The 26,258-nt window shown below is 71.7% G+C and carries 17 protein-coding genes and 9 pseudogenes; 10 read left to right on the forward strand and 16 right to left on the reverse strand.

Translation table 11 applies throughout. The features are described from left to right. Window positions 1–3 precede the first annotated feature (3 nt). From Prum_RS12215 to rimP, 6 genes and pseudogenes are all read right to left on the reverse strand, one after another. A pseudogene (locus Prum_RS12215) lies at window positions 4–1,043 on the reverse strand (TRM11 family SAM-dependent methyltransferase). Then, a pseudogene (infB, locus tag Prum_RS51330) lies at window positions 1,040–3,826 on the reverse strand (translation initiation factor IF-2); the annotation flags it as partial. The pseudogenes Prum_RS12215 and infB, both read right to left, overlap by 4 nt. A gap of 56 nt (window positions 3,827–3,882) precedes the next feature. Next, window positions 3,883–4,081, reverse strand: a pseudogene (locus tag Prum_RS55035) (translation initiation factor IF-2 N-terminal domain-containing protein); the annotation flags it as partial. A gap of 107 nt (window positions 4,082–4,188) precedes the next feature. Continuing rightward, window positions 4,189–4,509, reverse strand: a complete 321-nt coding sequence (locus Prum_RS12235) for a YlxR family protein (RefSeq protein WP_173076526.1) — start codon at window positions 4,507–4,509, stop codon at window positions 4,189–4,191. Between the two features lie 14 nt (window positions 4,510–4,523). Then, window positions 4,524–5,576 carry a transcription termination factor NusA gene (gene nusA / locus Prum_RS12240; protein WP_173076528.1) on the reverse strand — a complete coding sequence of 351 codons (1,053 nt, stop codon included), beginning with the start codon at window positions 5,574–5,576 and terminating at the stop codon, window positions 4,524–4,526. Continuing rightward, window positions 5,573–6,103 carry a ribosome maturation factor RimP gene (gene rimP, locus Prum_RS12245; protein ID WP_173076530.1) on the reverse strand — a complete coding sequence of 177 codons (531 nt, stop codon included), beginning with the start codon at window positions 6,101–6,103 and terminating at the stop codon, window positions 5,573–5,575. The genes nusA and rimP overlap by 4 nt, the downstream gene beginning before the upstream one ends. A gap of 239 nt (window positions 6,104–6,342) precedes the next feature. Here rimP and Prum_RS12250 point away from each other — a divergent pair, with 239 nt between their 5' ends. The 8 genes and pseudogenes from Prum_RS12250 (at window position 6,343) to Prum_RS12285 (ending at window position 13,889) form a co-directional block, all read left to right on the forward strand. Next, on the forward strand, window positions 6,343–6,897 hold the full coding sequence (locus Prum_RS12250; RefSeq protein WP_246277836.1) for a hypothetical protein: 555 nt from the start codon (window positions 6,343–6,345) through the stop codon (window positions 6,895–6,897). Between the two features lie 85 nt (window positions 6,898–6,982). Then, on the forward strand, window positions 6,983–7,411 hold the full coding sequence (locus tag Prum_RS12255) for a ferritin-like domain-containing protein (RefSeq protein ID WP_173076532.1): 429 nt from the start codon (window positions 6,983–6,985) through the stop codon (window positions 7,409–7,411). A gap of 42 nt (window positions 7,412–7,453) precedes the next feature. Beyond that, window positions 7,454–8,028: pseudogene (locus Prum_RS54475) on the forward strand (PadR family transcriptional regulator). Beyond that, a pseudogene (locus Prum_RS12265) lies at window positions 8,025–8,743 on the forward strand (ABC transporter ATP-binding protein). The pseudogenes Prum_RS54475 and Prum_RS12265 overlap by 4 nt, the downstream one beginning before the upstream one ends. Further along, window positions 8,740–11,484 (forward strand): FtsX-like permease family protein, encoded by a 2,745-nt coding sequence (locus Prum_RS12270; RefSeq protein WP_173076534.1) that lies wholly within the window; start codon window positions 8,740–8,742, stop codon window positions 11,482–11,484. The pseudogene Prum_RS12265 and the gene Prum_RS12270 overlap by 4 nt, the downstream one beginning before the upstream one ends. Before the next feature lie 83 nt (window positions 11,485–11,567). Beyond that, window positions 11,568–12,026 carry a nitroreductase/quinone reductase family protein gene (locus Prum_RS12275; RefSeq protein ID WP_173076536.1) on the forward strand — a complete coding sequence of 153 codons (459 nt, stop codon included), beginning with the start codon at window positions 11,568–11,570 and terminating at the stop codon, window positions 12,024–12,026. A gap of 134 nt (window positions 12,027–12,160) precedes the next feature. Beyond that, on the forward strand, window positions 12,161–12,874 hold the full coding sequence (locus Prum_RS12280; protein WP_246277839.1) for a nucleotidyltransferase domain-containing protein: 714 nt from the start codon (window positions 12,161–12,163) through the stop codon (window positions 12,872–12,874). Window positions 12,875–12,927: 53 nt separating this feature from the next. Continuing rightward, window positions 12,928–13,889: pseudogene (locus Prum_RS12285) on the forward strand (LysR family transcriptional regulator). On the opposite strand, the gene map reads toward Prum_RS12285, so the two are convergent. The 10 genes and pseudogenes from map to Prum_RS12330 form a co-directional block, all read right to left on the reverse strand. Continuing rightward, the gene (gene map / locus Prum_RS12290; RefSeq protein ID WP_173076540.1) at window positions 13,876–14,733 is read right to left on the reverse strand and encodes a type I methionyl aminopeptidase; all 858 of its coding nucleotides are present in this window, start codon (window positions 14,731–14,733) and stop codon (window positions 13,876–13,878) included. The pseudogene Prum_RS12285 and the gene map overlap by 14 nt on opposite strands. Window positions 14,734–14,743: 10 nt before the next feature. Further along, window positions 14,744–15,331 carry a gamma-glutamyl-gamma-aminobutyrate hydrolase family protein gene (locus Prum_RS12295; RefSeq protein WP_246278555.1) on the reverse strand — a complete coding sequence of 196 codons (588 nt, stop codon included), beginning with the start codon at window positions 15,329–15,331 and terminating at the stop codon, window positions 14,744–14,746. Window positions 15,332–15,468: 137 nt separating this feature from the next. After that, window positions 15,469–16,098 (reverse strand): gamma-glutamyl-gamma-aminobutyrate hydrolase family protein, encoded by a 630-nt coding sequence (locus Prum_RS12300; protein ID WP_308785352.1) that lies wholly within the window; start codon window positions 16,096–16,098, stop codon window positions 15,469–15,471. A gap of 42 nt (window positions 16,099–16,140) precedes the next feature. Further along, window positions 16,141–16,905 (reverse strand): 3-oxoacyl-ACP reductase, encoded by a 765-nt coding sequence (locus tag Prum_RS12305; RefSeq protein WP_173076542.1) that lies wholly within the window; start codon window positions 16,903–16,905, stop codon window positions 16,141–16,143. An 8-nt stretch (window positions 16,906–16,913) separates the two neighbouring features. Then, a pseudogene (locus Prum_RS12310) lies at window positions 16,914–18,226 on the reverse strand (aldehyde dehydrogenase family protein). 38 nt (window positions 18,227–18,264) lie between these two features. Next, window positions 18,265–19,644 (reverse strand): glutamine synthetase family protein, encoded by a 1,380-nt coding sequence (locus tag Prum_RS12315; protein WP_173076544.1) that lies wholly within the window; start codon window positions 19,642–19,644, stop codon window positions 18,265–18,267. A gap of 34 nt (window positions 19,645–19,678) precedes the next feature. Further along, window positions 19,679–20,227 (reverse strand): FadR/GntR family transcriptional regulator, encoded by a 549-nt coding sequence (locus Prum_RS12320; protein WP_246278556.1) that lies wholly within the window; start codon window positions 20,225–20,227, stop codon window positions 19,679–19,681. Between the two features lie 12 nt (window positions 20,228–20,239). After that, a pseudogene (locus tag Prum_RS51345) lies at window positions 20,240–20,449 on the reverse strand (GntR family transcriptional regulator); the annotation flags it as partial. Between the two features lie 82 nt (window positions 20,450–20,531). Beyond that, window positions 20,532–22,103, reverse strand: coding sequence for an amino acid permease (locus tag Prum_RS12325; RefSeq protein WP_173076546.1), 1,572 nt, complete (start codon window positions 22,101–22,103; stop codon window positions 20,532–20,534). Between the two features lie 15 nt (window positions 22,104–22,118). Further along, window positions 22,119–23,069 (reverse strand): phosphotransferase, encoded by a 951-nt coding sequence (locus Prum_RS12330; RefSeq protein ID WP_308785353.1) that lies wholly within the window; start codon window positions 23,067–23,069, stop codon window positions 22,119–22,121. Window positions 23,070–23,194: 125 nt separating this feature from the next. Here Prum_RS12330 and Prum_RS55040 point away from each other — a divergent pair. Continuing rightward, window positions 23,195–23,515: pseudogene (locus Prum_RS55040) on the forward strand (NAD(P)/FAD-dependent oxidoreductase); the annotation flags it as partial. Continuing rightward, window positions 23,425–25,560, forward strand: coding sequence for a GcvT family protein (locus Prum_RS55045; protein WP_371871365.1), 2,136 nt, complete (start codon window positions 23,425–23,427; stop codon window positions 25,558–25,560). The pseudogene Prum_RS55040 and the gene Prum_RS55045, both read left to right, overlap by 91 nt. Window positions 25,561–26,258 lie beyond the last annotated feature (698 nt).

The following is a 26,258-nucleotide window of genomic DNA, read 5'->3' on the forward strand; positions in this document are numbered from 1 at the left end:
CCCCTAGACGGGTTTGCGGGCGACCAGGATGTCCCTCGTGATGGCCTGGTCCACCCAGTGCCCGAAACCACGGTACGTCGGGGTATCGATCGGCTGCATGCCAACATCGACGAAGATTTTGGCGGCGTCCTCGCGGCTGGCGACGTGGGTGTTCCACGAGATGCCGAGCGCACCGCCGGGGCGTAGCAGCGCGGCCCAGCCGGGCGCGGCCGCCGCGAGCAGGTCCAGCGGCCGGCGCGACAATCCATTTTCCCGGGTACGGCTGCCGTGCGCCACGCCGTACGGGGCGTCCGCCACGATCACGTCCGCGCACCCGGTCTTGAGGAAGTCGCGGGCGTGCGTGGTGTCCGTGTGCAGCACGGTGACCCGCTGGGTGTCGCCGGCCCGGTAGTCGTCCTTCGTGGACGCCAGCACCGCCTCGAAGCGGCGCGCGACGAGCTTGCGGTCCCGGCGTACCGGCGTGATCTCGGCGGAGTGCTTGAGCCGCTTGCGCTTGAGCCAGGTACGCAGGAACGCCGCGTACGCGTCGACGTCCTTGCCGTCGAGTTCGACGCCGATGCCGTCGTACCCGTACATCAGGGCCTGGTTGAGGGTGGTGCCCCGGCCGCACAGCGGGTCGAGCACGGTGAGCCCGCCGTCGAGCATCCGGGGCGCCGAAGCCGACGCCAGCAGCGTGACGTTGAGCAGCAGCCGGGTGAACTGCTCGTTGGTCTTGCCGACGTACTTGGGGATGGTGATCAGGTCGTCGTCGTACCGGGCCAGGGCCGCAGCGTGACCGGCCGGAGCAGGTCACCGCCCTGGAGGCAGAAGAGGGCGTACGCCGCCGACAGGTTGGACAGGTGGGCCACATCCCGGTCCGACAGGTCACCCCGAAAGGTGACGTACGGGACGCCACCCATCGAAGCTTCGCCAGCGTCGGAAATCGCCGAGTCGAGCACGCCGGCCTCCGCGAACGCGGCCAGTTCCGCCTGGGTGAGGCGGCTGGCCGCGTCCGCGTAGACACGGTTCGCCGAGGGCGCGAGAAGGAGCGCGTAGGTGCTCAGGCGCGCTTCTTCTCCCGCATCTCAAACGTCTCGATGACGTCGTCTACCTGGATGTTGTTGTAGCCCTGGAGCGTGATACCACACTCGAAGCCGTCGCGGACCTCGGTCGCGTCGTCCTTGAACCGCTTCAGCGAGCTGATCGTGAGGTTGTCGGCCACGACGGCTCCGTCCCGCAGCAGACGCGCCTTGGCGTTGCGGCGGATGAGACCCGTCCGGACGAGGCAACCCGCGATGTTGCCGATCTTGGACGAACGGAAGACCTCGCGGACCTCCGCCGTACCCAGCTCGACCTCTTCGAACTCGGGCTTGAGCAGGCCCTTGAGCGCCGCCTCGATCTCCTCGATGGCCTGGTAGATGACCGTGTAGTACCGGATCTCCACGCCCTCGCGGTCGGCGATCTCGCGAACCTTGTTGGAGGCCCGCACGTTGAAGCCGATGATCGTCGCGGCCTCGGACGAGGCACTGGCGAGCATGACGTTGCTCTCGGTGATCGCACCGACGCCCCGGTCGAGGATCTTGAGTTGAACCTCTTCCGGAATGTCCAGCTTGAACAACGCATCCTCCAGGGCCTCCACCGAACCGGAGACGTCGCCCTTGAGGATGAGGTTGAGCGTGGTCTTCTCGCCCTCCTTGATCTGCTCCATGAGGTTTTCGAGGGTGACCCGGCCGCGGGAGTTGGCGAAGCTCGCCGCCCGCCGCCGCGCCTGCCGCTGCTCGGCGATCTGGCGCACCGTACGGTCGTCGGCCGCCGCCAGGAACGTGTCACCCGCCCCGGGCACCGCGGTCAGACCGAGCACCAGCACCGGACGCGCCGGCCCGGCCTCGGTGACCGGCTTGCCGTTCTCGTCGAGCATGGCCCGGACCCGGCCGTGCGCCCCACCGGCGACGATCGAGTCGCCGGCCCGCAGCGTGCCCTTCTGGACCAGCACCGTGGCCACCGCGCCCCGACCCTTGTCGAGGTGCGCCTCGATGGCCACACCCTGGGCCGGACCGTCGACCGGAGCGGTCAGCTCCAGCGACGCGTCCGCGGTCAGCAGTACGGCCTCGAGCAGCTCCTCGATGCCGATGCCCGGCTTCGCCGCGACGTTGACGAACATCGTGTCGCCGCCGTACTCCTCGGCGACCAGTCCGTACTCGGTGAGCTGCTGGCGCACCTTGTCCGGGTTGGCCTCCGGCTTGTCGACCTTGTTGACCGCGACCACGATCGGCACCTCGGCCGCCTTGGCGTGGTTGAGCGCCTCGATGGTCTGCGGCATGACGCCGTCGTCGGCCGCCACGACCAGGATGACGATGTCGGTCACCTGCGCACCACGGGCACGCATGGCGGTGAACGCCTCGTGGCCCGGGGTGTCGATGAAGGTGATCGCGCGCTCGTTACCGTCGTGCTCGACCTCGACCTGGTAGGCACCGATGTGCTGGGTGATGCCGCCGGCCTCGCCCTCGATGACGTTCGTCTTGCGGATCGCATCGAGCAGCTTGGTCTTACCGTGGTCGACGTGGCCCATGACGGTCACCACCGGTGGCCGGCTGACCAGCCGGTCCTCGGCGACCGCCGCGTCGAGGTCGATGTTGAACTGCGCGAGCAGCTCACGGTCCTCGTCTTCGGGCTGACGATCTGCACGTCGAACCCGAGGTGCTCACCGAGCAGCAACAGGGTGTCGTCGGAGACCGACTGCGTCGCCGTGACCATCTCGCCCAGGTTGAACATCTCCTGGACGAGCGAGCCCGGGTTGGCGTTGATCTTGTCCGCGAAGTCCGACAGCGAAGCGCCACGCGAGAGCCGTACCACCTGGCCCTGACCGCGCGGTGCGCCGGAGCTCATCTGCGGCGCGGACAGGTTGTCGAACTCTTGTCTGCGCTGCTTCTTGGACTTGCGACCACGGGTCGGCTTGCCGCCGGGACGCCCGAAGGCCCCGCCGCGCCGCCGCCGCGACCGCGACCGCCGCCACCGGGACGGCCGGCACCGCCGGCACCGGCCGGCGCACCGCCACCCGGGCCGCCGCGGTAGCCACCGCCACCGCCGCCGGGACCGCCGCCGCCACCAGGACCGCCGCGGAAGCCACCGCCACCGCCGCCGGGACCGCCACCGCCACCAGGACCGCCGCGGAAGCCACCGCCACCGCCGCCGCCACCGGGACCGCCGCCACTGCGGAAGCCACCGCCGCCGCCGGTGCGACCGCCACCGGGACCGCCGCCGGGACCACCGGGACGACCCGGCCGGTCGCCGGCCGGACGCCCGGGCCGCTGGCTGGGCATGGACGCCGGGCTCGGCCGGGGCGGCATGGAGGCCGGGCTCGGCCGAGGCGGCATCGAGGCCGGGTTGGGCCGGGGACCGCCGGAGGCCGCCGCGGGGCGCTGGCCACCCGGCGTGATGCCGAACGGGTTGTTACCGCCGCTGCGTGCCGGCGGCCGCTGGCCGGGCCGGGGCCCGCCGGGCGCTGGCCCGTCGGGACGGCCGGGTCGACCCGCGGCCGGAGAGCCGGGCCGCGGCGGGACCGCGCTCGGACCTGGCGGCCTGGGCCGGGTCGCACCGTCGGCCGGGGGCTCCCGGCGGACGGTTTCACGCTGCTTGGCCGCCTGCTGGGCGGCCTTGACCGTCGCCTCCTGGTCGCGCTTCAACCGGGCCGCGCGCTCCTCCGCCGCGGCGACCTCGATGTCGTGGGCGCTCGCCGGCTTGGCCACCGGCGCCGGCTGCGGCGGTCCGGGCACGGGGCCCTTCGGCCGGGCTGACGACGGGGCGGCGGTCGGTGTCGCACGCCTAGGGGTGCCGGCCGGGCCGACACCTTGGACTCGGGGGTCGACGCCTGCGCGGCGGGCGCCGAGGAACCAGCCGGTACCGACGGTGCCGGTGCCGGTGGTGCCGACGGCGCGGCCGACTGCGCGGCGAACGCCCCGCGCAGCCGCCGGGCAACCGGTGCCTCGACTGTGCTGGACGCGGACTTGACGAACTCGCCCATGTCTTTCAGCTTGGCGAGAACGGTCTTACTCTCGACCCCGAGCTCTTTCGCAAGCTCGTGTACGCGGGCCTTGCCTGCCACTGCACTCCTCACTCCGAGGTCGTGCGGGCGGCACCCGCAGCGACCTCACTCCTGCACTTGAAGCCTGGTCATTTCAGCGACTTCATCGTGTGCTCATGTCGGTCGTCCTACCTTGCTCTTTGCGACCCTCGGCCGATCTGGTGATCGGTCGTAGTGGCTACCGCACGGATGTGCTCGGCCAGCCCGTCGGTGTCCAGGACACCCACGATGCGCAACGCCCGCCCGAAGGCACGGCGCCGCTCCGCCAGCGCGAGGCAAGCCGGATCAGGATGCAGATGCGCTCCCCGACCCGGCAGTCTACGGGCCGGATCCGGCGTGAGGCTGTGTCCAGCCTCACTGGGAACCGCTATGACCCGCAGCAACTCAGCGGCCGGCGCCCGCCGCCGGCAACCCACACAGGTGCGCACCGGCCGCGCACGTCGTACCACCCAGAAAGTCTACCCTATGCCCCGGCGACCGCTCCGCCTGGCTCCGTTGCATGATCGCTACCACCGGATCTGCCCGGTCCGCCCGTGGACGCCGGCTCGTTGTCCGGCCGGATGTCGATCCGCCAGCCGGTCAACCGGGCGGCGAGGCGGGCGTTCTGCCCCTCCCGGCCGATCGCCAGCGAGAGCTGGAAGTCCGGCACGGTCACCCGGGCCGTGCGCGTCGCCGCGTCGATGACCTCCACGCGCAGCGCCTTGGCCGGTGACAGCGCGTTTCCCACGAACGTGGCGGGGTCGTCCGACCAGTCGATGATGTCGATCTTTTCGCCGTGCAACTCGCTCATCACCGCCCGGACCCGCTGGCCCATCGGTCCGATGCACGCGCCCTTCGCGTTCACGCCGGACGCCGTCGACCGCACCGCGATCTTGGTACGGTGACCGGCCTCCCGCGCGATCGCGGCGATCTCGACCGTGCCGTCGGCGATCTCCGGCACCTCCAGCGCGAAGAGCTTCTTCACCAGATTCGGGTGCGAACGGGACAACGTGATCTGCGGGCCACGGAAGCCCTTGGCCACGTGCACCACGACGCAGCGGATCCGCTGACCGTGCGCGTAGATCTCGCCCGGCACCTGCTCGGAGTGCGGCAGCACCGCCTCCAGCTTGCCCAGGTCGACGGTGACGATGCCCTTCTCCGAACGGGCCTCGTGCGCCTGGACCACGCCGGTGACCAGGTCGCCGTCGCGGCCGACGTACTCGCCGAAGTGCACCTCGTCGGTGGCCTCGCGCAGCCGCTGGAGGATGACCTGCTTGGCGGTCATCGCGGCGATCCGGCCGAAGTCGTGCGGCGTGTCGTCCCACTCCCGGACGACGCTGCCGTCGGAGTCCAGCTCCTGGGCGTACACCAGCGCGGCCCCGGTCTTGCGGTCGATCTCCACCCGGGCGTGCGCCTCGGCACCCTCGGTGTGGCGGTACGCGGTCAGCAGCGCTGTCTCGATCGCCGCGAGGATCGTGTCGAACGGGATCTCCCGCTCACGCTCGAGGGCGCGCAGCGCCGCGAGGTCGATGTTCACCTCTCCTCGTCCTCCTCGTCGTCGATCTCTTCCTCACCGAAATGGGTGAACTCCAACTGGACCCGGCCCGGCCCCAGGTCGGCATAGGCCACCTCGTGGATGGCACCGTCCACGTCGAGCGTGACCCGCTCGTCGTCGACGGCCTTGATCCGCCCGGTGACCTGCCGACCCGAGGCGGTCACCTTGACCAGCCGGCCGGCGTTGCGCCGCCAGTGCCGGGGCAGGGTCAGCGGCCGGTCCACCCCACGCGAGCTGACCTCCAGCTCGTACTCGCCGGGCAGCAGGTCGCCGTCCGCCTCCTCGGCCGCGTCGAGCGCCGCGGACACGGCCCGGGACACGTCGGCGATGTCGTCCAGGCTCACCCCGCGGTCGCCGTCGACGGTCACCCGTACGAGGTGCCGGCGGCCGGCCCGGGAGACGGCGAGGTCTTCCAGCTCGTAGCCGGCGCCGGCGACGACGGGCTCGATCACGGCCTGCACCCGGTCCCGGGAGACTCGGGGCGGTGTGGTGCGGCCACGCTGTGTCATCTCCGCACCCCTTCTCCGTTATCAAAGCCCTGGTCGGCGGCCATGCCTTGGCGCCGCCTGGCCAACAATGCCCGGCGGCTGCGCAGAGCGTAACGCGCGGAAGCGCTTCCGCACCGATCGCCGCGCCCCTCTTACCCGTCCCGCGCCCCCTCCCCGGCCTTTTCCCGCCGATCAAGGGCATACGGTCGTGGTTCGATCTCTTTTCCGCGACCATTTGCCCTTGATCGGCGAGGAAGTCCTTGATCGGCGAGCCTCCCCACCAGGGCGCCACCGCCCTCGGGTGGTACGCGTACGGCAGACTTGGCCGGTGCGGAGCTGGTTACAAGATCAACGGCACTCCCGTCGCGGTGTGCTGGTCGTGGCGGTGGGGCCGCCGCGGCGTACCCCTCGCGGGCTGCGACCTCTTCGAGGATGACGCCAAGCAGACGCCGGCCCCGCCGGACGCGCTCGCGCCCCTGCTCGCCGAGGCGCTCGACCTCGCTACCCAACACGAGGCGGCGGTGGCCGCATTCCCGGAGCTGGCCGCACGGCTGACCCCGGTCGCGGCGGCGCACCGGGCGCACGCGGCCGAGCTCGCGCGGATCACCAAGGTGGCCGCGCCGGCGTCGCCGACCGCCTCGCCGAGCGCGCCGGCCGCCGCCGACGTCAAGGCCACGCTCGCCACGCTGCGGGCGGCCGAGCAGAAGGGGCAGAAGGCCGCCGCGGCCGCCTGCCGGACCGCCCCCGCCGACCGGGCCGCCCTGCTGGGCTCGATCGCGGCCGCGCGGACGACTCATCTCGAGGTGACACGGTGATTGCGAGGAGTGAGCTTCGACGGCCCGGGCTCGACCGCGGACGCCCGCAGGCGAGCCCCGCCGTCACGAACGTAAGGCGAGCACTGTGACGGCCGCGGACGCGCTCAGCGCGGCGCTCGCCGCCGAGCACGCGGCGATCTTCGCGTACGGGCCGATCGGGGTACGCCTGGACAGCGCCTCGGCCGGGGACGCGCGCGCCGCCGAGACGGCCCACCGGTCCCGCCGCGACGCCCTGATGCTCCGGCTGACCGCGCTCGGCGCCACCCCACCGGCCGCGGCGGCCTCGTACGCCCTGCCGTACCCGCTGACCGACCGGGCGGCCGCGCTGCGCCTCGCGATCGAGATCGAGGAGCGGACGGCCGGGCTCTGGCGGGCCGCCCTGCCCGAGACGGAGGACGCCGACCGCGGCACGGCGCTGGCCGCCCTCACCGACTGTGCCGTACGCGCCACCCGCTGGCGCATTCGCGCTGGTGTGACCCCGGTGACCGTGCCTTTCCCGGGGCGGTCGGCCTAGCAGGCTTGCCCCAGCCATACTGAGTATGCATACTCAGTAGCCATGTCCATCCGCCATGGCCTTCTTGCGCTGCTCGAGCGCGGCCCCATGTACGGCTACCAGCTCCGCGCCGCGTTCGAGGAGTCCACGGGAGCCACCTGGCCGCTGAACATCGGGCAGGTCTACACGACCCTGTCCCGCCTCGAACGGGACGGTCTCGTACGTCCGCTGCCGGAAAACGACGGGGGCAGCGGCCGTACGAGATCACCGATTCCGGACGGGCCGAGCTGACCGTGTGGTTCGCGACGCCGATCAGCCGTACCGACCGGCCGCGCGACGAGTTGGCGATCAAGCTGGCGCTGGCCCTCACCACCCCCGGCGTTGACGTCCGGGCCGTGGTGCAGACGCAGCGCACCGCCACCATGCGCGCGTTGCAGGAGTACACGCGGCTCAAGACCCGCGAGGCCGAGCCCGGCGACATGCCGTGGCGGCTGGTCCTCGACGCCATGATCTTCCAGGCGGAGGCGGAGATCCGCTGGCTGGACCACTGCGAGACCAGCCTCGTCCGATATACCCCGCCACCCGCGAAGGCACCCGACCCCGCTCCCTATGAGCAGCAGCAGGAGGTCAAGTCGTGACCGCGATCCTCGAACTGCGCGACGTGTCCCGCACGCACGGCACCGGCGAGGCGGCCGTGCACGCTCTGCGCGGCGTCACCGTCGCCGTACGCCCCGGCGAGCTCGTCGCCGTGATGGGGCCGTCCGGCTCCGGCAAGTCCACCCTGCTCAACCTCGCCGGCGGCCTGGACCGGCCCAGCAAGGGCGGCGTCTTCGTCGAGGGCCAGCTCCTCGGCGAGCTGTCCAAGCGGCGGCTCGCCGCCGTACGCCGGCGCTCGGTCGGCTACGTCTTCCAGGACCTCAACCTGCTGCCCAGCCTCACCGCCGTGGAGAACGTCGCGCTCCCCCTGGAGCTGGACGGCACCAGCGTGCGGGCGGCCCGCCGGCTCGCCCTCGCCTCGCTGGAGGAGGTGGGCCTCGCCGACCTGGGCCCGCGCTTCCCCGACGAGATGTCCGGGGCCAGCAGCAGCGGGTGGCGATCGCCCGGGCGCTGGTCGGCGACCGCCGGCTGGTGCTCGCCGACGAGCCGACCGGGGCGCTGGACTCGCAGACCGGAGAGGCCGTGCTGCGCCTGCTCCGCGCCCGGGTCGACGCGGGCGCCGCGGGGGTGCTCGTGACGCACGAGGCGCGGCACGCCGGCTGGGCCGACCGCGTGGTGTTCCTGCGCGACGGCGTCGTGGTCGACACCTCGGGCCCGCTGACCCAGGCCGAAGAGCTGCTGGAGCCCGTCTCATGAGCGCATGGCGCACCGCGATGCGCATCGCGTGGCGGGAGTCCCGCCGGGCCAAGGGCCGCTCGGCGCTGGTGATCGCGATGATCGCGCTGCCCGTGTTCGCGCTGTCGTTCGCCGCCGCGTCGTACGACATGTTCCGGCTCACGCCCGAGGAGAAGGTGACGCGCCAGCTCGGCGCCGCCGACGCGCTGATCCGGTGGGAGACCACCGGGCCGCTCGAGCAGGACCCGACCGGCCAGGGCTGGTCCACGTCGACCGAGCCGCGGCAGGACGTCGTATCGGAGAAGGACATGCTGGCCGCGCTGCCGCCCGGCAGCCGGGTGACGCCGACGCAGGACGGCATCGTCGAGCTGCGCACCGCGACCGGCGTCGGCAGCCTCAACAGCGCCGGCCTGGACCTCACCAGCCCGCTGGTGAGCGGCCGGGTGAAGCTGCTCGACGGCCGCGCCCCGGCCAGCGACGGCGAGGTGGCCATCACCGAGAAGGCCGTGGGCCGGCTGGGTGCCCAGATCGGCGACACCATCCAGAACCCGGACGGCACCAAGTCGTGGACGGTCACCGGGATCGTCGAGTTCCCCGACGAGCTGTACCAGACGGTCGTGTTCCGCCCCGGTGCGGTCCCCAGCGAGAACGGCCAGTTGTACGCCGCCAACCAGTGGCTGTGGGACGCCCCCCGGCCGGTGAACTGGGAGCAGGTCAAGCAGCTCAACCTGCGCGGGATGATGATCATCTCGCGGGCGGTCCTGCTGGACCCCCCGCCCGCCGATGCGAGCGGGGTCGGGTACGAAAGCTCCAACGTGAACGGTGACGCCATCGCGATCAGCGGACTGATCGCCGGCCTCGGCATCCTGGAGATCGTCCTGCTGGCTGGCCCGGCGTTCGCGGTGGGCGCCCGCCGCCGGCGGCGCGACCTCGGTCTCATCGCCGCCAACGGGGGTACGCCGGCACACCTGCGCCGCATCGTGCTGGCCGACGGCATCGTGCTCGGCGCGCTCGGCGCCGCCGCCGGGCTGGTGCTCGGCCTCGCCCTGGCCTTCATCGCCCGGCCGCTGGTGGAGGTACACCTGGTCCAGGCGCGGGCCGGCGGCTACCGGATCTTCCCGTTGGCGCTCGCCGGCATCACCCTCCTCGCCATCGGCACCGGGCTGCTGGCCGCGCTCGTACCGGCGTTCACGGCGGCCAAGAGCGACGTGGTCGCGGCCCTGACCGGCCGGCGCGGAGCGGTCCGGTCGCGCAAGCGCTGGCTGTTCACCGGCCTCGCGATGGTCGTCGCCGGCGTGGCCGTCACGGTGTTCGGCGCCCAGCGGGTGAACGTCAACGTCATCCTGGCCGGCCTCGTCGTCGGCGAGCTGGGCATCGTGCTGTGCACGCCCACGCTGGTCGGTCTGATCGCCCGGCTGGGCCGGGTGCTGCCGCTCACCCCGCGGATCGCGCTGCGCGACACCGCGCGCAACCGGGCCGCCGCGGCGCCCGCCATCGCCGCCGTGATGGCCGCGGTCGCCGGGAGCGTCGCCGTCGGCGTCTACTTCAGCGCCGACGAGGAACGCAACGACTCGGAGTACGCGGAGTTCATGCCGCACGGCCACGCCTACATCCACTTCGACCCGCGCTACGTCGGGCCCAACAGCAAGCCGGACGACGAGCCGAAAGCGCCACCCGCCATGCAGAGCGTCGCGGCCCTCGCCCGCGACACGCTGCCGGTCCGCGACGCGGTCGTGGTGGCCGAGATCGCCTGCCCCGCGGGGACCCCGGCCGACGTCTACTGTGGCCTGTCGCCGCGGATGCCGAAGGACCGCGAGTGCCCGTGGTTCGACGACACCGGCGGGCCACTGAGCCGGGACGAGCAGCGCCAGGCCGTCCGTGACCCGCGCTGCCAGTCCGACGGCGGCTGGTACAACGCCTCGTACGGCGGCCTCATCGCCACTCCCGACGCCGTGCCGGCGCTGATCGGGGCGACCGGCGACGACCTCGCCCGGGCCCGGGCGACCATCGAGGCGGGCGGGGTGCTGGTCAACGACGAGCGCTACCTGGTCGACGGGAAGGTCACCCTGGAGATCTACGACGCCCGCCAGGGCGACGGCACCACGACCGAGGAGGACCGCGACCGGCTGCCCACCGTGACCGTTCCCGGGTACGCGCCGACCACCGGGACGCGACCGCCCTCCGCGATCCTGTCGGCGGGTGCGGCACGCGCCGCGAACATGGCGCAGCAGGAGAACAGCGTCGTGGTGGCCACCACCCGGATGCCCACGCAGGCGGAGCAGGACCGCCTCAACGGTGCGCTGCGCGGCCTCAGCGAGCAGTTCAGCCTGACCGTCGAGCGCGGGCCGGACCGGTCGTCCGACCCCACGCTGCTGATCCTCGCCGCCGCGGCCGGGCTCATCACGCTGGGCGCGGCCGGCATCGCCACCGGCCTGGCCGCCGCCGACGGCCGGGCGGATCTGGCCACCCTCGCCGCCGTCGGCGCCAGTCCGGGGGTACGCCGCCGGCTGTCGTTGAGCCAGTCGGGGGTGATCGCCGGGTTGGGCTCGGTGCTCGGCGTGGTCGCCGGTCTGGGCGCGTCGGCCGCCGTGCTGACCGCGTACAACCAGGCGAGCGCGGACCGGTGGCCCCAGCAGACGCCGTACCCGATCGCCGTCCCCTGGGAGCCGCTGGTGGTCGTCCTGTTGGTCCCGCTGGTCGCCATGCTCGGCGCCGGCCTCCTGACCCGCTCCCGCCTCCCGGTAGAAACCCGCCGCACCTAAATGCAAGGAAGGGCACCTTGTTATCGCTTTTTGCATAGCAAGGTGCCCTTCCATGCATCTACAGTTTCTGGAGTTTCTGGTCCATGAGAGCTTTGACGCGCCGGCTGGGGCACGGGCGCTGGTTCGCCCGCGCCATGTCCGCCCTGGTCCCGCTGGACCGCCTGGTCGGACGGCTCACCCGCGGTCGCGTCGTCGCCCTCGGCCTGGTGCCGTCGATGTTGATCACGACGACGGGGCGCAAGAGCGGCGTACCACGGCAAAATCCCCTCTTGTACGTCCGCGACGGCGACTCCTTCGTGGTCGTCGGCTCGAACTGGGGCAAGACCGCCCAGCCCGCGTGGGCGCTCAACCTCCTCGCCGACCCGACCGCCACGGTGACCCTGAAGGGCACCGACCTCCCGGTACGCGCGACGCTCGCCACCGGCGCCGAACGGGAACGGCTGTGGCAGCTGCTGGTGGCGGAGTGGCCGGCGTACGAGACCTACGTGGAGCGTGCCGGCGGGCGGGACATCCGCATCTTCCGGCTCGCGCCGGACGCCTGATCACGGAAACGTGCCACCAATGGCGGCGGCGCCGGCTCCGGCGGCGAGGCGGCCCCACGATGAACGCATGAAACGCTGGGCCGGACCAACATAAAGTTACCGATCCGCCACAGTGATGCCGGACAATGATCGCCGTGGCGGAGCCAAACCCGTACCTCGCCAATCCGCGGTGGGTGGTCGCGGAGCAGGTGGCCGACGCGGCGCGGCGGCGCTTCCCGGCGGGCGTGCTGGCAATCGGCGTACACGGCTCGCTGGCCCATGGCGACGACACCGACACCAGCGACGTCGACCTCGTGGTGGTGACGTACAAGCCGGGCAGCGGGCCACGGCCGGTCACCCGCCGGGTCGACGGGATCCTCGTGGACCTCGGCGTCGTGGGTGCGGACGAGTACCTGCAGCACGCGCGTACCCTGTCGACCTCGTGGCCGGTGGCCGCGGACCGCTACGTGACCACGCGGCCCATCTACGACCCGAACGGCTGGCTGGAACGCCTGCGCGACACGCACCTCGGCCGGCTGGCCGACGCCAAGTCGCTGGAGTTCACGACGCTGGCCCGGGAGGCGTGGTGCCGGGCCGCCTCGGCGCACGCGCGGGCGATCCGGCTGACCGAGTGGTACGAGACCGACACCGCCCTGCTGATGATCGGCGAGTCGCGGCTGTCCGCCGCCATGGTGGTGGGCCTGCTGTCCCGGACGTACTTCCGCAACAGCGCGGACGCGGTCAAGCGCACCGGTCTGGCCGGCGTCGACATGACCGAGCTGGGCGCGGTCCTGCGCGAGCAGGCGAAGGAGTTGGCCAACCGGGGCCGCCCGGTCGACGCCACGGTCAGCCAGATCTTCGAGGCATGAGTGTTTACCTCCTGGGCCTTTCGACCATCCTCGATCGGTCATACCGTCTGGCCATGGACCTCGAGCTGCGCCACCTCCGCATGGTGTGCACGATCGCGGAGACCGGGAGCCTGACCAAGGCGGCCGCTTCGCTGGGGCTCGCCCAGGCCGCCCTGGCCACGCAGCTCGGGCGCATCGAGCGCGGGCTCGGCGGCCCGCTTTTCGAACGCGACCGCAACGGCGCGCGCCCGACGCCCCTCGGTGAGCTGATCCTCGCCCGGGCCCGGGTGCTTCTGCCCGCGGTCGACGACCTGCACGCCGAGGCGACCCGGCTCACCGACGCCGGGCAGGCCGCCCTCAGCTTCCGGATCGGCGCGACCAACGGACCCATCATGGGCGGGCTCGTGCACCGGCTGACCACGGCGTACCCCGAGGCGACCGTCACGACCCAGACGAACTGGTCGGAGGAGGATCTGGCGGACATGGTCTTCGCCCGCAAGCTCGACTACGCCCTCGTCGGCGCCTGCGGCGACGCCACCCCGACCCCGTACGGCGTCACCTGGCGCCCGGTGTCCGTCGACGCGGTGTGGATCCTCATGGCCGAGCAGCACCCGCTGGCCGGGCGGGCCGAGGTGGCGCTCGGCGACCTGTCCGGCGCCCGGTGGGCGAACGCGCCCGGCGACGGCTGCTTCATCGACTGCTTCGCCGAGGCGTGCGCGAAAGCCGGCTTCACCCCACGCCAGATTCTCGAGTCGGATCCCATCGGCTGCCTGGACCTAGTGCTGAGCGGCGCCGCGGTGCTGCTCTGCCAGGGCATCTCCCGCCCGCCCCCGGGCACGGTGCTGGTCCCGCTCGCCGGCACGCCGCTGCGCTGGCGGCACCTGCTCGGCTGGCACCCGGAAAGCCCCGCCGCCATCCGGGCCCCGAGGTGCTGACCCTGGCCGCCGCCGCGTACCAGGAGGTCGTCACCCACCGCCCGCACTACGCCGCGTGGCTGGCCACCCACGCGGACTTCGGCGCCGTCACGGGAGGGTGAGGATCTCGTGCCCGTCGTCGGTGACCACGATCGTGTGCTCGAACTGGGCGGTCCACTTGCGGTCCTTGGTCACCACGGTCCAGCCGTCCCGCCACATCGTGTACTCGTGCGTGCCCAGCGTGATCATCGGCTCGATCGTGAACGTCATGCCCGGCTCCATCACGACGTCGAGCCGCGGGTTGTCGTAGTGCGGCACGTAGAGCCCGCTGTGGAACGCCTCGCCGATGCCGTGGCCGGTGAAGTCCCGTACCACGCCGTACCCGAAGCGCTTGGCGTACGCCTCGATGACCCGGCCCACGGCGTTGAGCGGCCGGCCCGGGGCGACCGCCCGGATGCCGCGCATCATCGCCTCGTGGGTGCGCTCGACGAGCAGCCGCGCCTCCTCTGAGACGTCGCCGACTCCGAAGGTCGCGTCGGTGTCGCCATGTACGCCGTTGACGAACGCGGTGACGTCGACGTTGATGATGTCGCCGTCCTCCAGCACGGTGGTGTCCGGGATGCCGTGACAGATCACCTCGTTGAGGCTGGTGCAGCAGGACTTGGGAAAGCCCTTGTAGCCGAGCGTCGACGGGTATGCGCCGTGGTCGCAGAGGAACTCGTGCACCACCCTGTCGATCTCGTCGGTGGTGACGCCGGGCTTGCAGTGCTCGCCGGCGAGCTGGGTGGCCTGCGCCGCGATCCGGCCGGCGATCCGCATCTTCTCGATGGTCTCCGGCGTCTGTACGTGCGAGCCGCGCCACTCCTTGGGTCGCTTCTTCCCCACGTACTCGGGTCGGGGGATCTGCGCGGGCACCTGGCGCCACGGGGAGAGCTGGCCTGGCGCCAGCGGGGCACGGACGGTCATGCGATCCACCCTAACGCCGAGTCAGCGCCATTTTGCGCGTCCGAGCCGCCTCGACCAGCGCACCGAAGACCCGGAAGTCGTTGGTGTCCTCGGGGTGCCACTGGACGCCCAGCACGAACGCCCGGCGCGGGTCCTCGACCACCTCGATCAGCTCGTCGTCCGGGCACCAGCCGACCGGGCTGAGCCCGCCCGGGTCGCGCACGCCCTGGTGGTGGAACGAGTTGACGACCAGTTCGTCGCCGAGGATCGCGTGCGCGCGGGTGTGCGGCAGCAGCCGTACCGGATGGTGGCCGAACTTCGGCCCGCTCATCGGCCGGTGGTCGTCGTGGCCGAGCACGTCCGGCAGGTGCTGGTGCAGGCGGCCGCCGTACGCCACGGCCATGAGCTGCATGCCCCGGCAGACGCCGAGGACGGGCAGGTCGGCCTCCAGCGCCGCGCGCATGAGCAGCAGCTCGGCGGCGTCCCGCTCGGGCTTGACGTTGGTGGTGGGGTGCGGCTGCTCGCCGTACAGGACGGGGTCGACGTCCGACCCGCCGGTGAACATGATCCCGTCGATCCCGTCCAGGACGTCCGAGTCCGGGGCGTCGGGCGTGATCAGGACGGCCCGCCCCCGCTCTCGTGCACGGCGTGGACGTACGACAGCGGGAGCACCGCGGCAAAAGTGTCGTTGAGCCCGAAACGGGCCTCTTCGGCATAGGTCGTTAACCCGATCACAGGGCGCGCCATACCGCCAACCTACCGGGCCGCGGCGGAGACGAGCGCCTCGAACGGCCGGACATCGCCGTCGACCTCGGGGTGCCACTGCACGCCCACCAGGAAGCGCCGGGTCGGGTCCTCGACCGCCTCGATCACGCCGTCGTCGGACCAGCCGGTGACCACCAGCCGGCCCGCGTCGGCGATCGCCTGGTGGTGGTACGAGTTGACCTCGCTGTCGCCCGACATGATCTCGTCGATCCGGCTGCCCGGTACGAAGCGGACGCCGTGCGAGCCGTACACGCCGTCGTCGGGGCGGTGCTTGTCGTGCCCCACCACGTCGGGCAGGTGCTGGTGCAGCCGCCCGCCGTACGCCACCGTCAGCAACTGCATCCCCCGGCACACCCCGAGGATCGGCAGGTCGGCGTCCACCAGCGGGAACTCCCCCGCGTCGCGGTCCGGCCGGCTGTCCGTGCGCGGGTCGGCCGCCGCGCCGTACCGGTCGGCGGCGATGTCGGCGCCGCCGGCCAGCACCAGGCCGTCGAGGACGTCCAGGATCTCGGCGCCGGCCGGGTCGGGCGGGAGCACCACGGCGCGCCCACCCGCCGCTTCCACGGCCTGCACATAGGAGTACGGCAGGAGCGCCGCCGGGACGTCCCGCCACACCCCCACGAGGCCGGCTCGACATACGACGTGATCCCGATGATCGGACGCCTAGAGGGGTGTGACATAAGCCCCGGTGATCCCTCCGTCGACCACGAACTGGGACGCCGTCACGAACGACGAGTCGTCGCTGGCGAGGAACGCGACCGCCGCGGCGATCTCCTCCGGCTGCGCGAACCGCCCCATCGGCACGTGCACCAGGCGGCGGGCGGCCCGCTCCTGGTCCTTCGCGAAGAGCTCCATCAGCAGCGGCGTCGCCACCGGCCCGGGGCACAGCGCGTTGACCCGGATGCCCTCCCGCGCGAACTGGACGCCCAGCTCCCGGCTCAGCGCCAGCACCCCGCCCTTGCTCGCCGTGTACGCGATCTGGCTGGTCGCGGCGCCCATCAGCGCGACGAACGACGCGGTGTTGATGATCGAGCCCTTGCCCTGCCGCTGCATGTGCGGGATCGCGTACTTGCAGCACAGGTAGACGCTCGTCGTGTTGACCTTGATGACCCGCTCCCAGGCGTCCAGGCCGGTCACCAGGATCGAGTCGTCGTCTGGCGGCGAGATGCCTGCGTTGTTGAACGCGATGTCCAGCCGCCCGTGCCGCGCGGCGACGCCGTCGAAGAGCTCGCGCACGGCGGCCTCGTCGGTCACGTCGCAGTGGACGAACTCCCCGCCCACCTCGGACGCGGCCGCCTTCCCGGCGCTCTCGTCCACGTCCACGCACACGACGACGGCGCCCTCGTCCCGAAACCGCCGCGCCGTCGCGAGCCCGATCCCGGACCCCGCGCCGGTGATCACGGCGACCCGCCCCGCTAACCGATCCATGTGACTCCTCACGCCGCGATGAATACGTTTTTGACGTCCGTGAACGCGTGCAGCGCGTCCGGGCCCAGCTCGCGGCCCAGGCCGGACTGCTTCATCCCGCCGAACGGGGTCCAGTACCGCACCGACGAGTTCGAGTTGACGCTCAGGTTGCCGGACTCCACCCCGCGCGACACCCGGATCGCCCGGCCCACGTCGCGGGTCCAGATCGAGCCGGACAGCCCGTACTCGGTGTCGTTGGCCAGCGCGATCGCCTGGGCCTCGTCGTCGAACGGCAGCACCGACACGACCGGACCGAAGATCTCCTCGCGCCAGTGCCGGTCGGCCGGCGAGTCGGCGAGCAGCACCGTCGGGGCGTACCAGAAGCCGTCCCCGTCCGGCGCCGAGCCGGTGAACGCCACCTTCGCACCGTCTACATAGGACGCGACGGTGGTCCGCTGCCCGGCCGAGATCAGGGGACCCATCTGCGCCGACTCCAGCGCCGGATCCTCGACCCGGAAGGCGCGCACCGCCGGCTCCAGGAGCGCGAGGAACTCGTCGTACACGGATCGCTGGACCAGGATCCGGGACCGCGCGCAGCAGTCCTGGCCGGCGTTGTCGAAGACCGCGGCCGGCGCGGCGGCGGCCGCGGCCGCCAGGTCCGCGTCCGCGAACACGAGGTTCGCGCTCTTGCCGCCGAGCTCCAGCGTGACGCGCTTGACCCGGTCCGCGCAGCCCTTCATGATCCGCTTGCCGACCTCGGTGGATCCGGTGAAACACACCTTGCGCACCGCCGGATGCGTCACGAACCGCTCGCCCACCACGGACCCCTTTCCGGGTACGACGGTGAGCACGCCCTCGGGCAGGCCGGCCTCCAGCGCCAGCTCGCCGAGGCGGATCGCGGTGAGCGGGGTCAGCTCGGCGGGCTTGAGGACGACCGTGTTGCCGGCCGCGAGCGCGGGGGCGAAGCCCCAGCCGGCGATCGGCATCGGGAAGTTCCATGGCACGATCACGCCGACGACGCCGAGCGGCTCGTGGAACGTCACGTCGAGCCCGCCCGGTACCGGGATCTGCCGGCCGGTCAGCCGCTCCGGCGCGCCCGCGTAGTAGTCGAGCACGTCCCGGACGTTGCCGGCCTCCCAGCGGGCGTTGCCGATGGTGTGGCCGGCCCCGGCCACCTCCAGCCGGGCCAGCTCCTCCAGTCGGTCGTCGACCACCGCGGCGAACCGCCGCAGCAGCCGGGCCCGGTCGCCGGGCGAGACCTGGCGCCAGGAGTCGAACGCCCCCTCGAACGCTCGATCGCGGCGTCGGCCTCGTCGGCCGAGAGCGACGGCACGGTCGCCATGGCCTGCCCGGTCGCCGGGTTGAGCACATCTATCGTCGTCACAGCCGTTCGAACCCCCGGAACATCTCCCAATCCGTCACGGCGGCGTCGAATGCGGCCAGTTCGACGCGCGCGTTGTTGGCGTAGTGGGCGACGACATCGCCGCCGAACGCCTCGCGCGCGACCGCGGAAGTCTCCCACAGATCGAGGGCATCGCGCAGCGTCGATGGAACCCTCGGCGCGTCGGCGTCGTCGTACGCGTTGCCGCCGTACGCCTCTTCCAGCTCCAGCTCGTTTTCGATCCCGTGCAGGGCGCCGGCCACCAGCGCCGCGATCGCCAGGTACGGGTTGACGTCCGCGCCGGGCACCCGGTTCTCCACGCGGAGCGAGTGCCCGCCGTGGCCGACCAGGCGCAGCGCGCAGGTGCGGTTGTCGGTGCCCCAGCGCACGGCCGTGGGCGCGAACGAGCCCGCCTGGTAACGCTTGTACGAGTTGATGTTGGGGGCGTAGAAGAGGCTCAGCTCACGCATCGTGGCGAGCAGCCCGGCCAGCACCCGCTGCCCCGTGGTGGATAAATGGGCGGGCCCATCCCCGTGCATGGCCGGGCTCCCGTCGGCCGTACGCAGCGAGAAGTGGATGTGGCAGGAGTTGCCCTCGCGCGCGTTGGGCTTGGCCATGAAGGTGATCGACATGCCCTCCTGGGCGGCGATCTCCTTCGCCCCGTTCTTGTAGATCACGTGGTGGTCGGCGCAGGCGACCGCGTCGTCGTACCGGAAGGCGATCTCGTGCTGCCCAAGGTTGCACTCGCCCTTGGCGCTCTCCGGCACCAGGCCCGCGCCGGCCATCTCGTTGCGGATGCGGCGCAGCACCGGCTCGACCCGGGCGGTGCCGAGCAGCGAGTAGTCGACGTTGTAGAGGTTGGCCGGGGTCAGGTCGCGGTAGCCGCGCCGCCACGCGTCCTCGTACGAGTCGCGGTAGAGGCAGAACTCCAGCTCGGTGCCGGCGTACGCGGTCAGCCCGTGCCCGGCCAGCCGCTCCAGCTGGCGGCGCAGCACCTGCCGCGGCGAGGCCACCACGTCGCCGGAGCCGTCCAGCCAGGCCAGGTCGGCCAGCAGCAGCGCGGTGCCCGGCTGCCACGGCACCCGGCGGAGCGTGGACAGGTCGGGCACCATCGCGAAGTCGCCGTAGCCGCGCTCCCACGACGACATCGCGTACCCGTCGACGGTGTTCATGTCGACGTCCACCGCCAGCAGGTAGTTGCACCCCTCGCTGCCGTGCGGGACCACCTCGTCCAGGAAGAACCGCGCGTGGAAACGCTTGCCCTGCAGCCGGCCCTGCATGTCGGTGAGGGCCAGCACGACCGTGTCGATCTGACCGGCGTCCACCGCCACGCGCAGCTCTTCGAGCGAGAGCGCCGGCTTGCGTGCCGTCGTGGTCAAGGGAGCCTCCAAAAGGTCTTCTCTAATACCTTTATCAGGTCAGCAGGCCCAGCAACAGTTCCGCCGTACCGTCGCAGTGCTCTTCCATCAGCCCGCGGGCCGCGCCGGCGTCGCCGGCGAGGATGGCGTCGACGATGCGGGTGTGCTGATTGTCGGAGTGGTCGAGGTTGCGCTTGATGACCGGGATCGCCGCCAGAAGGCGGTCCAGGGTGATCTGGACGTCGGCGACCGCCGACGCGAGCGACGGGCTGCCGCTCGCCGCCGCGATCGCCAGGTGCAGCCGCGAGTCGGCCACCCGCCGCGTGGCCGGGTCGCGGTCGCGGGACGCGGTCAGGCACGCGACGAGGTGCTGGCGGTCCGCCGCGGACAGGGTCCGGCTGGCGGCCAGACCCGCGGCGCCGGGCTCGACCACCCGCCGGAAGTCGAGCGCGTCATGCAGCGTGTCACCCATCTCCCGGGCCAGGTCGGCCGCCGTGCCGCGCCGGGCCAGCGGCGTGACGGCGGCGGCGACCGGCTTCGCCGCCCGCTTTCCCGGCCTGGACCGCGCCGTGACGGCCCGCGGCGGGGTCCCGGAGCGCGACACCACAAACGTTCCACCGGTACGCCCACGGCGCGACTCGAGATACCCAGCCTCCCGCAAGGCCCTGATCGCCTCGCGCAACGTGACCCGGCTGACCTGGAGCTTTTCGGCCAGCTCCCGCTCGGCCGGGAGGCGCTCCCCTCGGCCACGAGCCCTAGCTTGATCGCCTGGGCCAGCCGGGACACGGTGATCTCGAACGCGTTGCCGCCGCGCACGGGTCGCCACAGCGGCATCGGCGTGGTAGTGCTCGACTCCCGCCCGGCCGGTGTGGCGACCGCGTCGCTCGGCATGCGTTCTCCCCGTTTTGTCAGGCCGCGTCCGCGTCCGCGGTCTCCGCCTCGTCGATCGTACGGCGCGGACCCGTGAACCATTTGCGGGCCGACACGTACCACCAGAGCGCGACCAGCCCCACGAGGCCGCCGATCGCGATGGGCGCGTAGTTCACCGACGACCAGCTGAACTCGGCGTTGCCGGGCACGCCCGCCGGGACGATCGGCATGATGAAGTAGATCGAGATGATCACGATCTCGATGACCGCGATCCAGCCGAGCACCTTGTACTTGCGGCCCAGCGTCCACGGACCGGGCACGAAGCGGTCACCCATCCGCAGCCGCAGCGCGATCGGGATGAGGAACGCGACGTACAGGCCGATGACCGCCACGGACACGACCGCGTAGAACGCCACCGGGATGCCGGCCGGGCTCTTGTACAGCGCCGGCAGGGTCAGCACCAGGCCGGCGATGGTCGCGCCGATGATGGCCTTGACCGGGGTGCCGTTGCGGTCCACCGTGGACCACCACTTCCAGCCGGGCACGGCGCGGTCGCGGCTGAACGCGTACGTCATCCGGGACATGCTCGTCACGCAGCTCATGCCGCAGAAGAACTGCCCGATGGTGGAGATGATGATGACGGCCTTGAAGAAGAACGGCGTCAGCGCGCTCTCGAAGATGGCTCCGGAGAAGCCGCCCGCGTCGTTCACCGCGTCCACATTGGTCGCCGCGAACAGGAACGACAGCAGCAGGATCCAGCCGCCGATCGCGGAGTAGAAGATGGACTGCCACAGGCCCTTGGCGGCGGCCTTCGAGGCGCCCTTGGTCTCCTCGGACACGTGCGCGCACGCGTCGAAGCCGGTGATCGTGTACTGGGTGAGCAGGAAGCCCAGCGGCATGATGTAGAACCAGAACATCAGGCTGTTGTTGCTGCCGTCGGCGAACCCGGAGTTGTTGAACCGCTCGGTGAAGACGAACTTGAAGCTCTGGTGGTCGTCCGGCACCAGCACGAGGATCAGCACCACGGCGGCCGCGCCGGCCACGTGCCACCACACCGACACGTTCTGGAGCACGTCGATGATGCTGTGCCCGAAGATGTTGATGATCCCGTGCAGCGCCAGGATGATCACGAAGAGCAGGAACGCCTGGTTGAGCGTCCCGGCCCAGCCGTCGAAGAGGGCCGACAGCGTGAGGTTGAGGAACGTGGCGCAGCCGTAGTCGACCGACGCCGTCACCGCGACCAGGCCGATGAGATTGAGCCAGCCGGTGAACCAGCCGTGCACCGGCTTGCCCATCTTGGCGGCCCACCAGTAGATGCCGCCCGCCGTCGGGTACGCCGACACGAGCTCCGACATGCAGAACCCGATGATCAGGATGAACACCGAGATGAGCGGCCAACCCCAGCTGATGGCGACCGGACCGCCGTTGTTCCACGCCTGGCCGAACGTGGTGAAGCAGCCGGCCAGGATCGAGATGATCGAAAATGAGATGGCGAAGTTGGAGAAGCCGCTCCACTTGCGCCGCAGTTCCTGCTTGTAGCCGAGTTCGGCAAGTCGGTGGGCGTCGTCGTCCATAGGGTGTTCGGCCGTCGCCGGCGCGCTCGTAGCCATGAGATCTCCCGTTGGCTATGGATGTAGGGACGTGCGGCCTGCCGCCGCCTCCATGAGCCGGCCGAGATCCGGTGCGTCCATGTCCCGGACGGCCTGGGCCCACTTGTCGGCCGCCTCGGCCCAGTAGTCGAAATCCGACTCGGGGTTGCGGAGCAGCCCGTGATGCACGGAGAACCACAGCGTCCACGTGGCGTTGGAGAGCAAAAGGTTCAGCCGTACCCGGGCGATCAGCGCGGAGTTCAGTTCCGATCCGAAGTACGCGGCGGCGAGCGCGCCGGCGCGATCCGGGTCGAAGTCGGCCTCGGCCGCGATGTCGCCCAGCTCAAAGGTTGGGTCGTTGTTGCCGGACAGCTGGTAGTCGACGATCCGGATGGTGCCGGCCACGTCGATGAAGTTCTCCGCCAGCAGGTCGTTGTGGCATGGCACGGTGTTCAATGGTGCGGCCGCGAGGGCGGCGCGAACCTTTTCCACAGTGGACAGGCGGTCGAGGTAGTCGGCCGGCAGCCGCAGGTCGTTGCGCCGGCAGATGTCCAGCAACTCGTGCAGCTTGACGGTGATGTCGAAGTCGTTCGCGAAGCGCGGCCCGGCGTGCAGCCGCCGGCACGCCGCGGCGACGCGCGGAATGGTGGCCGCCTCCCGCACCGCGGCCGGGTCGAGCGTCCGCCCGGGCAGGAACTCCAGCACCAGAGCGGGCACGTCGGGAAGTACCTCGTAGACCCGCGCACCGACGCCCGACTCCGCCGCGTGCAGGGTATTTTCGATCTCCAACGGCGGGGGCACCCCCAGCCCCGCCGCGGAGACCGCGGGCTCGAGCACGCGCAGCACGAAGCTACGGCCCCTCATGTCGATAACCCGCCATATTTGGTGCGACAGGCCGCCCGTCAGCGGCCCGTGGGTGACCGTCTGGCCAGCCCACATCGAGACGCGTCCCAGCACGTCCTCGACGCGAACCATCCGTCCACCCATGGCTGAGTCTCAGCCCGAAGGATCAAAGAGGTCAATACTCGGGAGGCTAGGTTTTCAGTATCCGCTCAGCTCTTTTGGTCAGACCAATTAGGTGATAGGACTCCGGTGTGCGTACAGAGGCGCGGGTGGTCGTCATCGGTGGCGGGGTGGCGGGCTGCAGCATCGCGTACCACCTGGCGCGGCTGGGCTGGACCGACATCGTCGTCGTGGAGCAGCACGACCTGACCGACGGCACCACGTGGCACTCCGCCGGGTTCGTCGGTCAGCTCCGGTCCACCATCAGCCAGACTCGCATGATCATGTACTCGTCGGCGCTCTACGCGGAGCTGCGTACGCTCACCGGCCTTGAGCCGGGCTGGCACGGCGTCGGCGGGCTCCGGCTGGCCACCACCCGGGAACGCGAAGAGGAGCTGCTGCGGCAGGTCAGCGCGGCCACCACGTACGGCCTGGAGATGGAACTCCTCTCCCCGCGCAGACCGCGGCGCGGCTGCCGATGCTCGACGTCGCCGACGTACGGGCCGCCGGCTGGCTCCCCGGCGACGGCTACCTGCGCCCCGAGCCGCTGGCCGCCGCGCTCGCCGCCGGCGCCCGCGCGCTGGGCGTCACGTTCGCCACCGGCGTGCGGGTCACCGGGATCGAGGTGGCCGGCGGCCGGGTGCGGGCCGTCCACACCGACCAGGGCCGCATCGCGACCGAGGCGGTCGTCAACGCGGCCGGCGCCGCTGCCGGCCACGTCGGGCGGCTCGCCGGCGTCGCCATCCCGATCGTCCCGATCAAGCACCAGTACGTGGTGTCCTCCTCGATCGGAGACGTTGGGGACATCCCCACCGTGCGGGACCCGGACCACATCGTCTACTTCCGCGGGGAAGGCGAGGGGCTGCTGGTCGGCGGCTACATCCGTACCCCGGATGTGTGCTGGCCCGAGGACGGCGCCGCGCCGCTGTCGACGGCCCGCACGCTCTTCCCGCCCGACCTGGCGAAGTTCGAGGAGTCCTGGGCATCGGCCCGGCGCCGGGTGCCGGCGCTGCGCTCGGCGGAGATCGACCGGGTCGTGCACGGGCCGGAGGCGTTCACGCCGGACGGCGAGTTTCTGCTCGGCGAGACGGCGGTTCGCGGCTTCTGGGTCGCGGCGGGCTTCTGCGTGCACGGGCTAGCGGCGGCCGGCGGCGTCGGAAAGGTGCTGGCGGAGTGGATTGTGGACGGTCAGCCCGAATTCGACGTGTCCCACATGGACATCCGCCGCTTCGGGGCGCACGCCGCCAGCCGCTCGTGGGCCACCGAAAAGGCGCTCGACGCGTACTCCCGCTACTACGACATCGTCTACCCGTACACCGAATGGTCGGCGGGACGGCCGCTGCGGCGGTCGGCGACCTGGCCACGGCTGGCCCCGCTCGGCGCCTCGCTCGGCGAGAAAGCCGGCTGGGAGCGGGTGAATTGGTTTGGCTCGACCGCGGGCGCTGTTGCTGAGCGGCCCGCCGGCTGGGCCGGCCAGGTGTGGTCGCCCGCGATCGAGGCCGAGTGCCTGGCGACCGCGGCGACGGCCGGCCTGTTCGACCAGTCCTCGTTCGCCAAGCTCGACGTGCGCGGTCCGGCGGCCTTCCTGCAGTGGATGTGCGCGAACGACGTGGACAAGCCGGTCGGCACGGTGGTCTACACCCAACTGCTCAACACGCGCGCCGGCATCGAGGCCGACCTGACCGTGACCCGGCTCGGCCCGGACCATTTCCGCGTGGTGACCAGCACCGCGTCCGGTGTACGAGACCTGGCGTGGCTGCGCCGGCATGCGCCGTCCGACGTCACCGTTTCGGACGTGACCGGGGCGTACGGCTGCCTGTGCCTGTGGGGCCCCCTCGCGCGCTCGGTGCTCCAGCCGTTGACCGACGAACCGCTCGACTTCCGCTTCATGCAGGCCCGGCAGCTGACCGTCGGGCCGGTGCCGGTGCTCGCCCAGCGGGTCACCTACGTCGGCGAGTACGGCTGGGAGCTGTACGCCCCGACCGAATACACCCTGACCCTGTGGGACCTGCTCGTCTCCGCCGGTGCGGTGCCCGCCGGCTACCGCGCGATCGACGCGATGCGGCTGGAGAAGGGCTACCGCGTGTGGGGCTCCGACATCACGCCCGAGACCACGCCCGACGAGGCCGGCCTGTCCTTCGCCGTGCGGGCGGACAAGGACTTCCTCGGGCGTACCGCCCTGCTGGCGGCCCGCGAGGCGGGTGGGCCCTCGCGCCGGCTGCGCTGCCTGGTCCTGGACGACCCGCAGACCGTGTGCCTGGGCACCGAGCCGGTACGCGTCAACGGCGAGCCCTGCGGCCGCGTGACGTCCGGCGGATACGGCTACCGCGTCGGCGCCTCCATCGCGTACGCCTACCTCCCCGCCAGCGTGCCGATAGGCACCCGCGTAGAGGTGGGCGTGTTCGCCACCTGGGCGGGCGCCACGGTAGTCCAAGACCCCCTATACGACCCCTCCCACTCCCGCATCCGCCCCTAGCCCTCCCGCCCCTCGCCCGCCCCCTCTTTGTCCATCGATCAAGGGCAAACGGCCGTGCTTTGATCTCTGATCCACGACCGTATGCCCTTGATCGACGCACTTTCCCTTGATCGGCGCTCGCGCGGGGCGGTGCGATCGCGTGGGCAGCACGACGCCGTGGGTGGAACACCAGTGCTGCTATCCGGCCGTCTTAACAGCACTGGTGTTCCACTCACCGGCGTGCGCGATCTTCGCGTCGCCGGGCGCACCCTGGTGGCGAGCCTGCCCACCAATAGGGCGCCCCGGCTGGGCCCGCGCGCGTGAGTAGGGCGCCCCTGTACACGCCCACGCAGGTATAGGGGTCCCCTACTCACGTCTCAACGCCCAAGAGGGCTGCCCTATTGGGACGCGGGCGCGGACACGGACTCAGGTACGGACGCGCGCACGTACGCGGCGCCAACCGCGCGCACCCCGATCACGCCGAGCCCTTCGATCAAGGGATCGCACGCCGATCAAGGGCGAATGGTCGTGGTTTGGAGATCAATCCACGGCCGTTTGCCCTTGATCGACGGCGCGGTCCGCGCGGTCGGCGCGATCGGCGCGGTCGGCGGAGGCGGCGCGGTCGGCGGGAGCGGCGCGGTCGGCACGGTCCGCGGGAACGGCGACGTCCGCGGGAACGGTGCGGGCGGCGGGGGTGTGGGGGTGGCGACGGGGAGGTG

The sequence above is a fragment of the Phytohabitans rumicis genome (assembly GCF_011764445.1).
Lineage (GTDB): Bacteria > Actinomycetota > Actinomycetes > Mycobacteriales > Micromonosporaceae > Phytohabitans > Phytohabitans rumicis.

What these genes read in the sequence shown, in the direction of transcription:
- rimP (WP_173076530.1), bottom strand. Translation starts at nt 6,103, where the DNA reads ATGACACAGCGTGGCCGCACCACACCGCCCCGAGTCTCCCGGGACCGG.
- Prum_RS12270 (WP_173076534.1), top strand. Translation starts at nt 8,740, where the DNA reads ATGAGCGCATGGCGCACCGCGATGCGCATCGCGTGGCGGGAGTCCCGC.
- Prum_RS12275 (WP_173076536.1), top strand. Translation starts at nt 11,568, where the DNA reads ATGAGAGCTTTGACGCGCCGGCTGGGGCACGGGCGCTGGTTCGCCCGC.
- map (WP_173076540.1), bottom strand. Translation starts at nt 14,733, where the DNA reads ATGACCGTCCGTGCCCCGCTGGCGCCAGGCCAGCTCTCCCCGTGGCGC.
- Prum_RS12305 (WP_173076542.1), bottom strand. Translation starts at nt 16,905, where the DNA reads ATGGATCGGTTAGCGGGGCGGGTCGCCGTGATCACCGGCGCGGGGTCC.
- Prum_RS12325 (WP_173076546.1), bottom strand. Translation starts at nt 22,103, where the DNA reads ATGGCTACGAGCGCGCCGGCGACGGCCGAACACCCTATGGACGACGAC.
- Prum_RS12330 (WP_308785353.1), bottom strand. Translation starts at nt 23,069, where the DNA reads ATGGGTGGACGGATGGTTCGCGTCGAGGACGTGCTGGGACGCGTCTCG.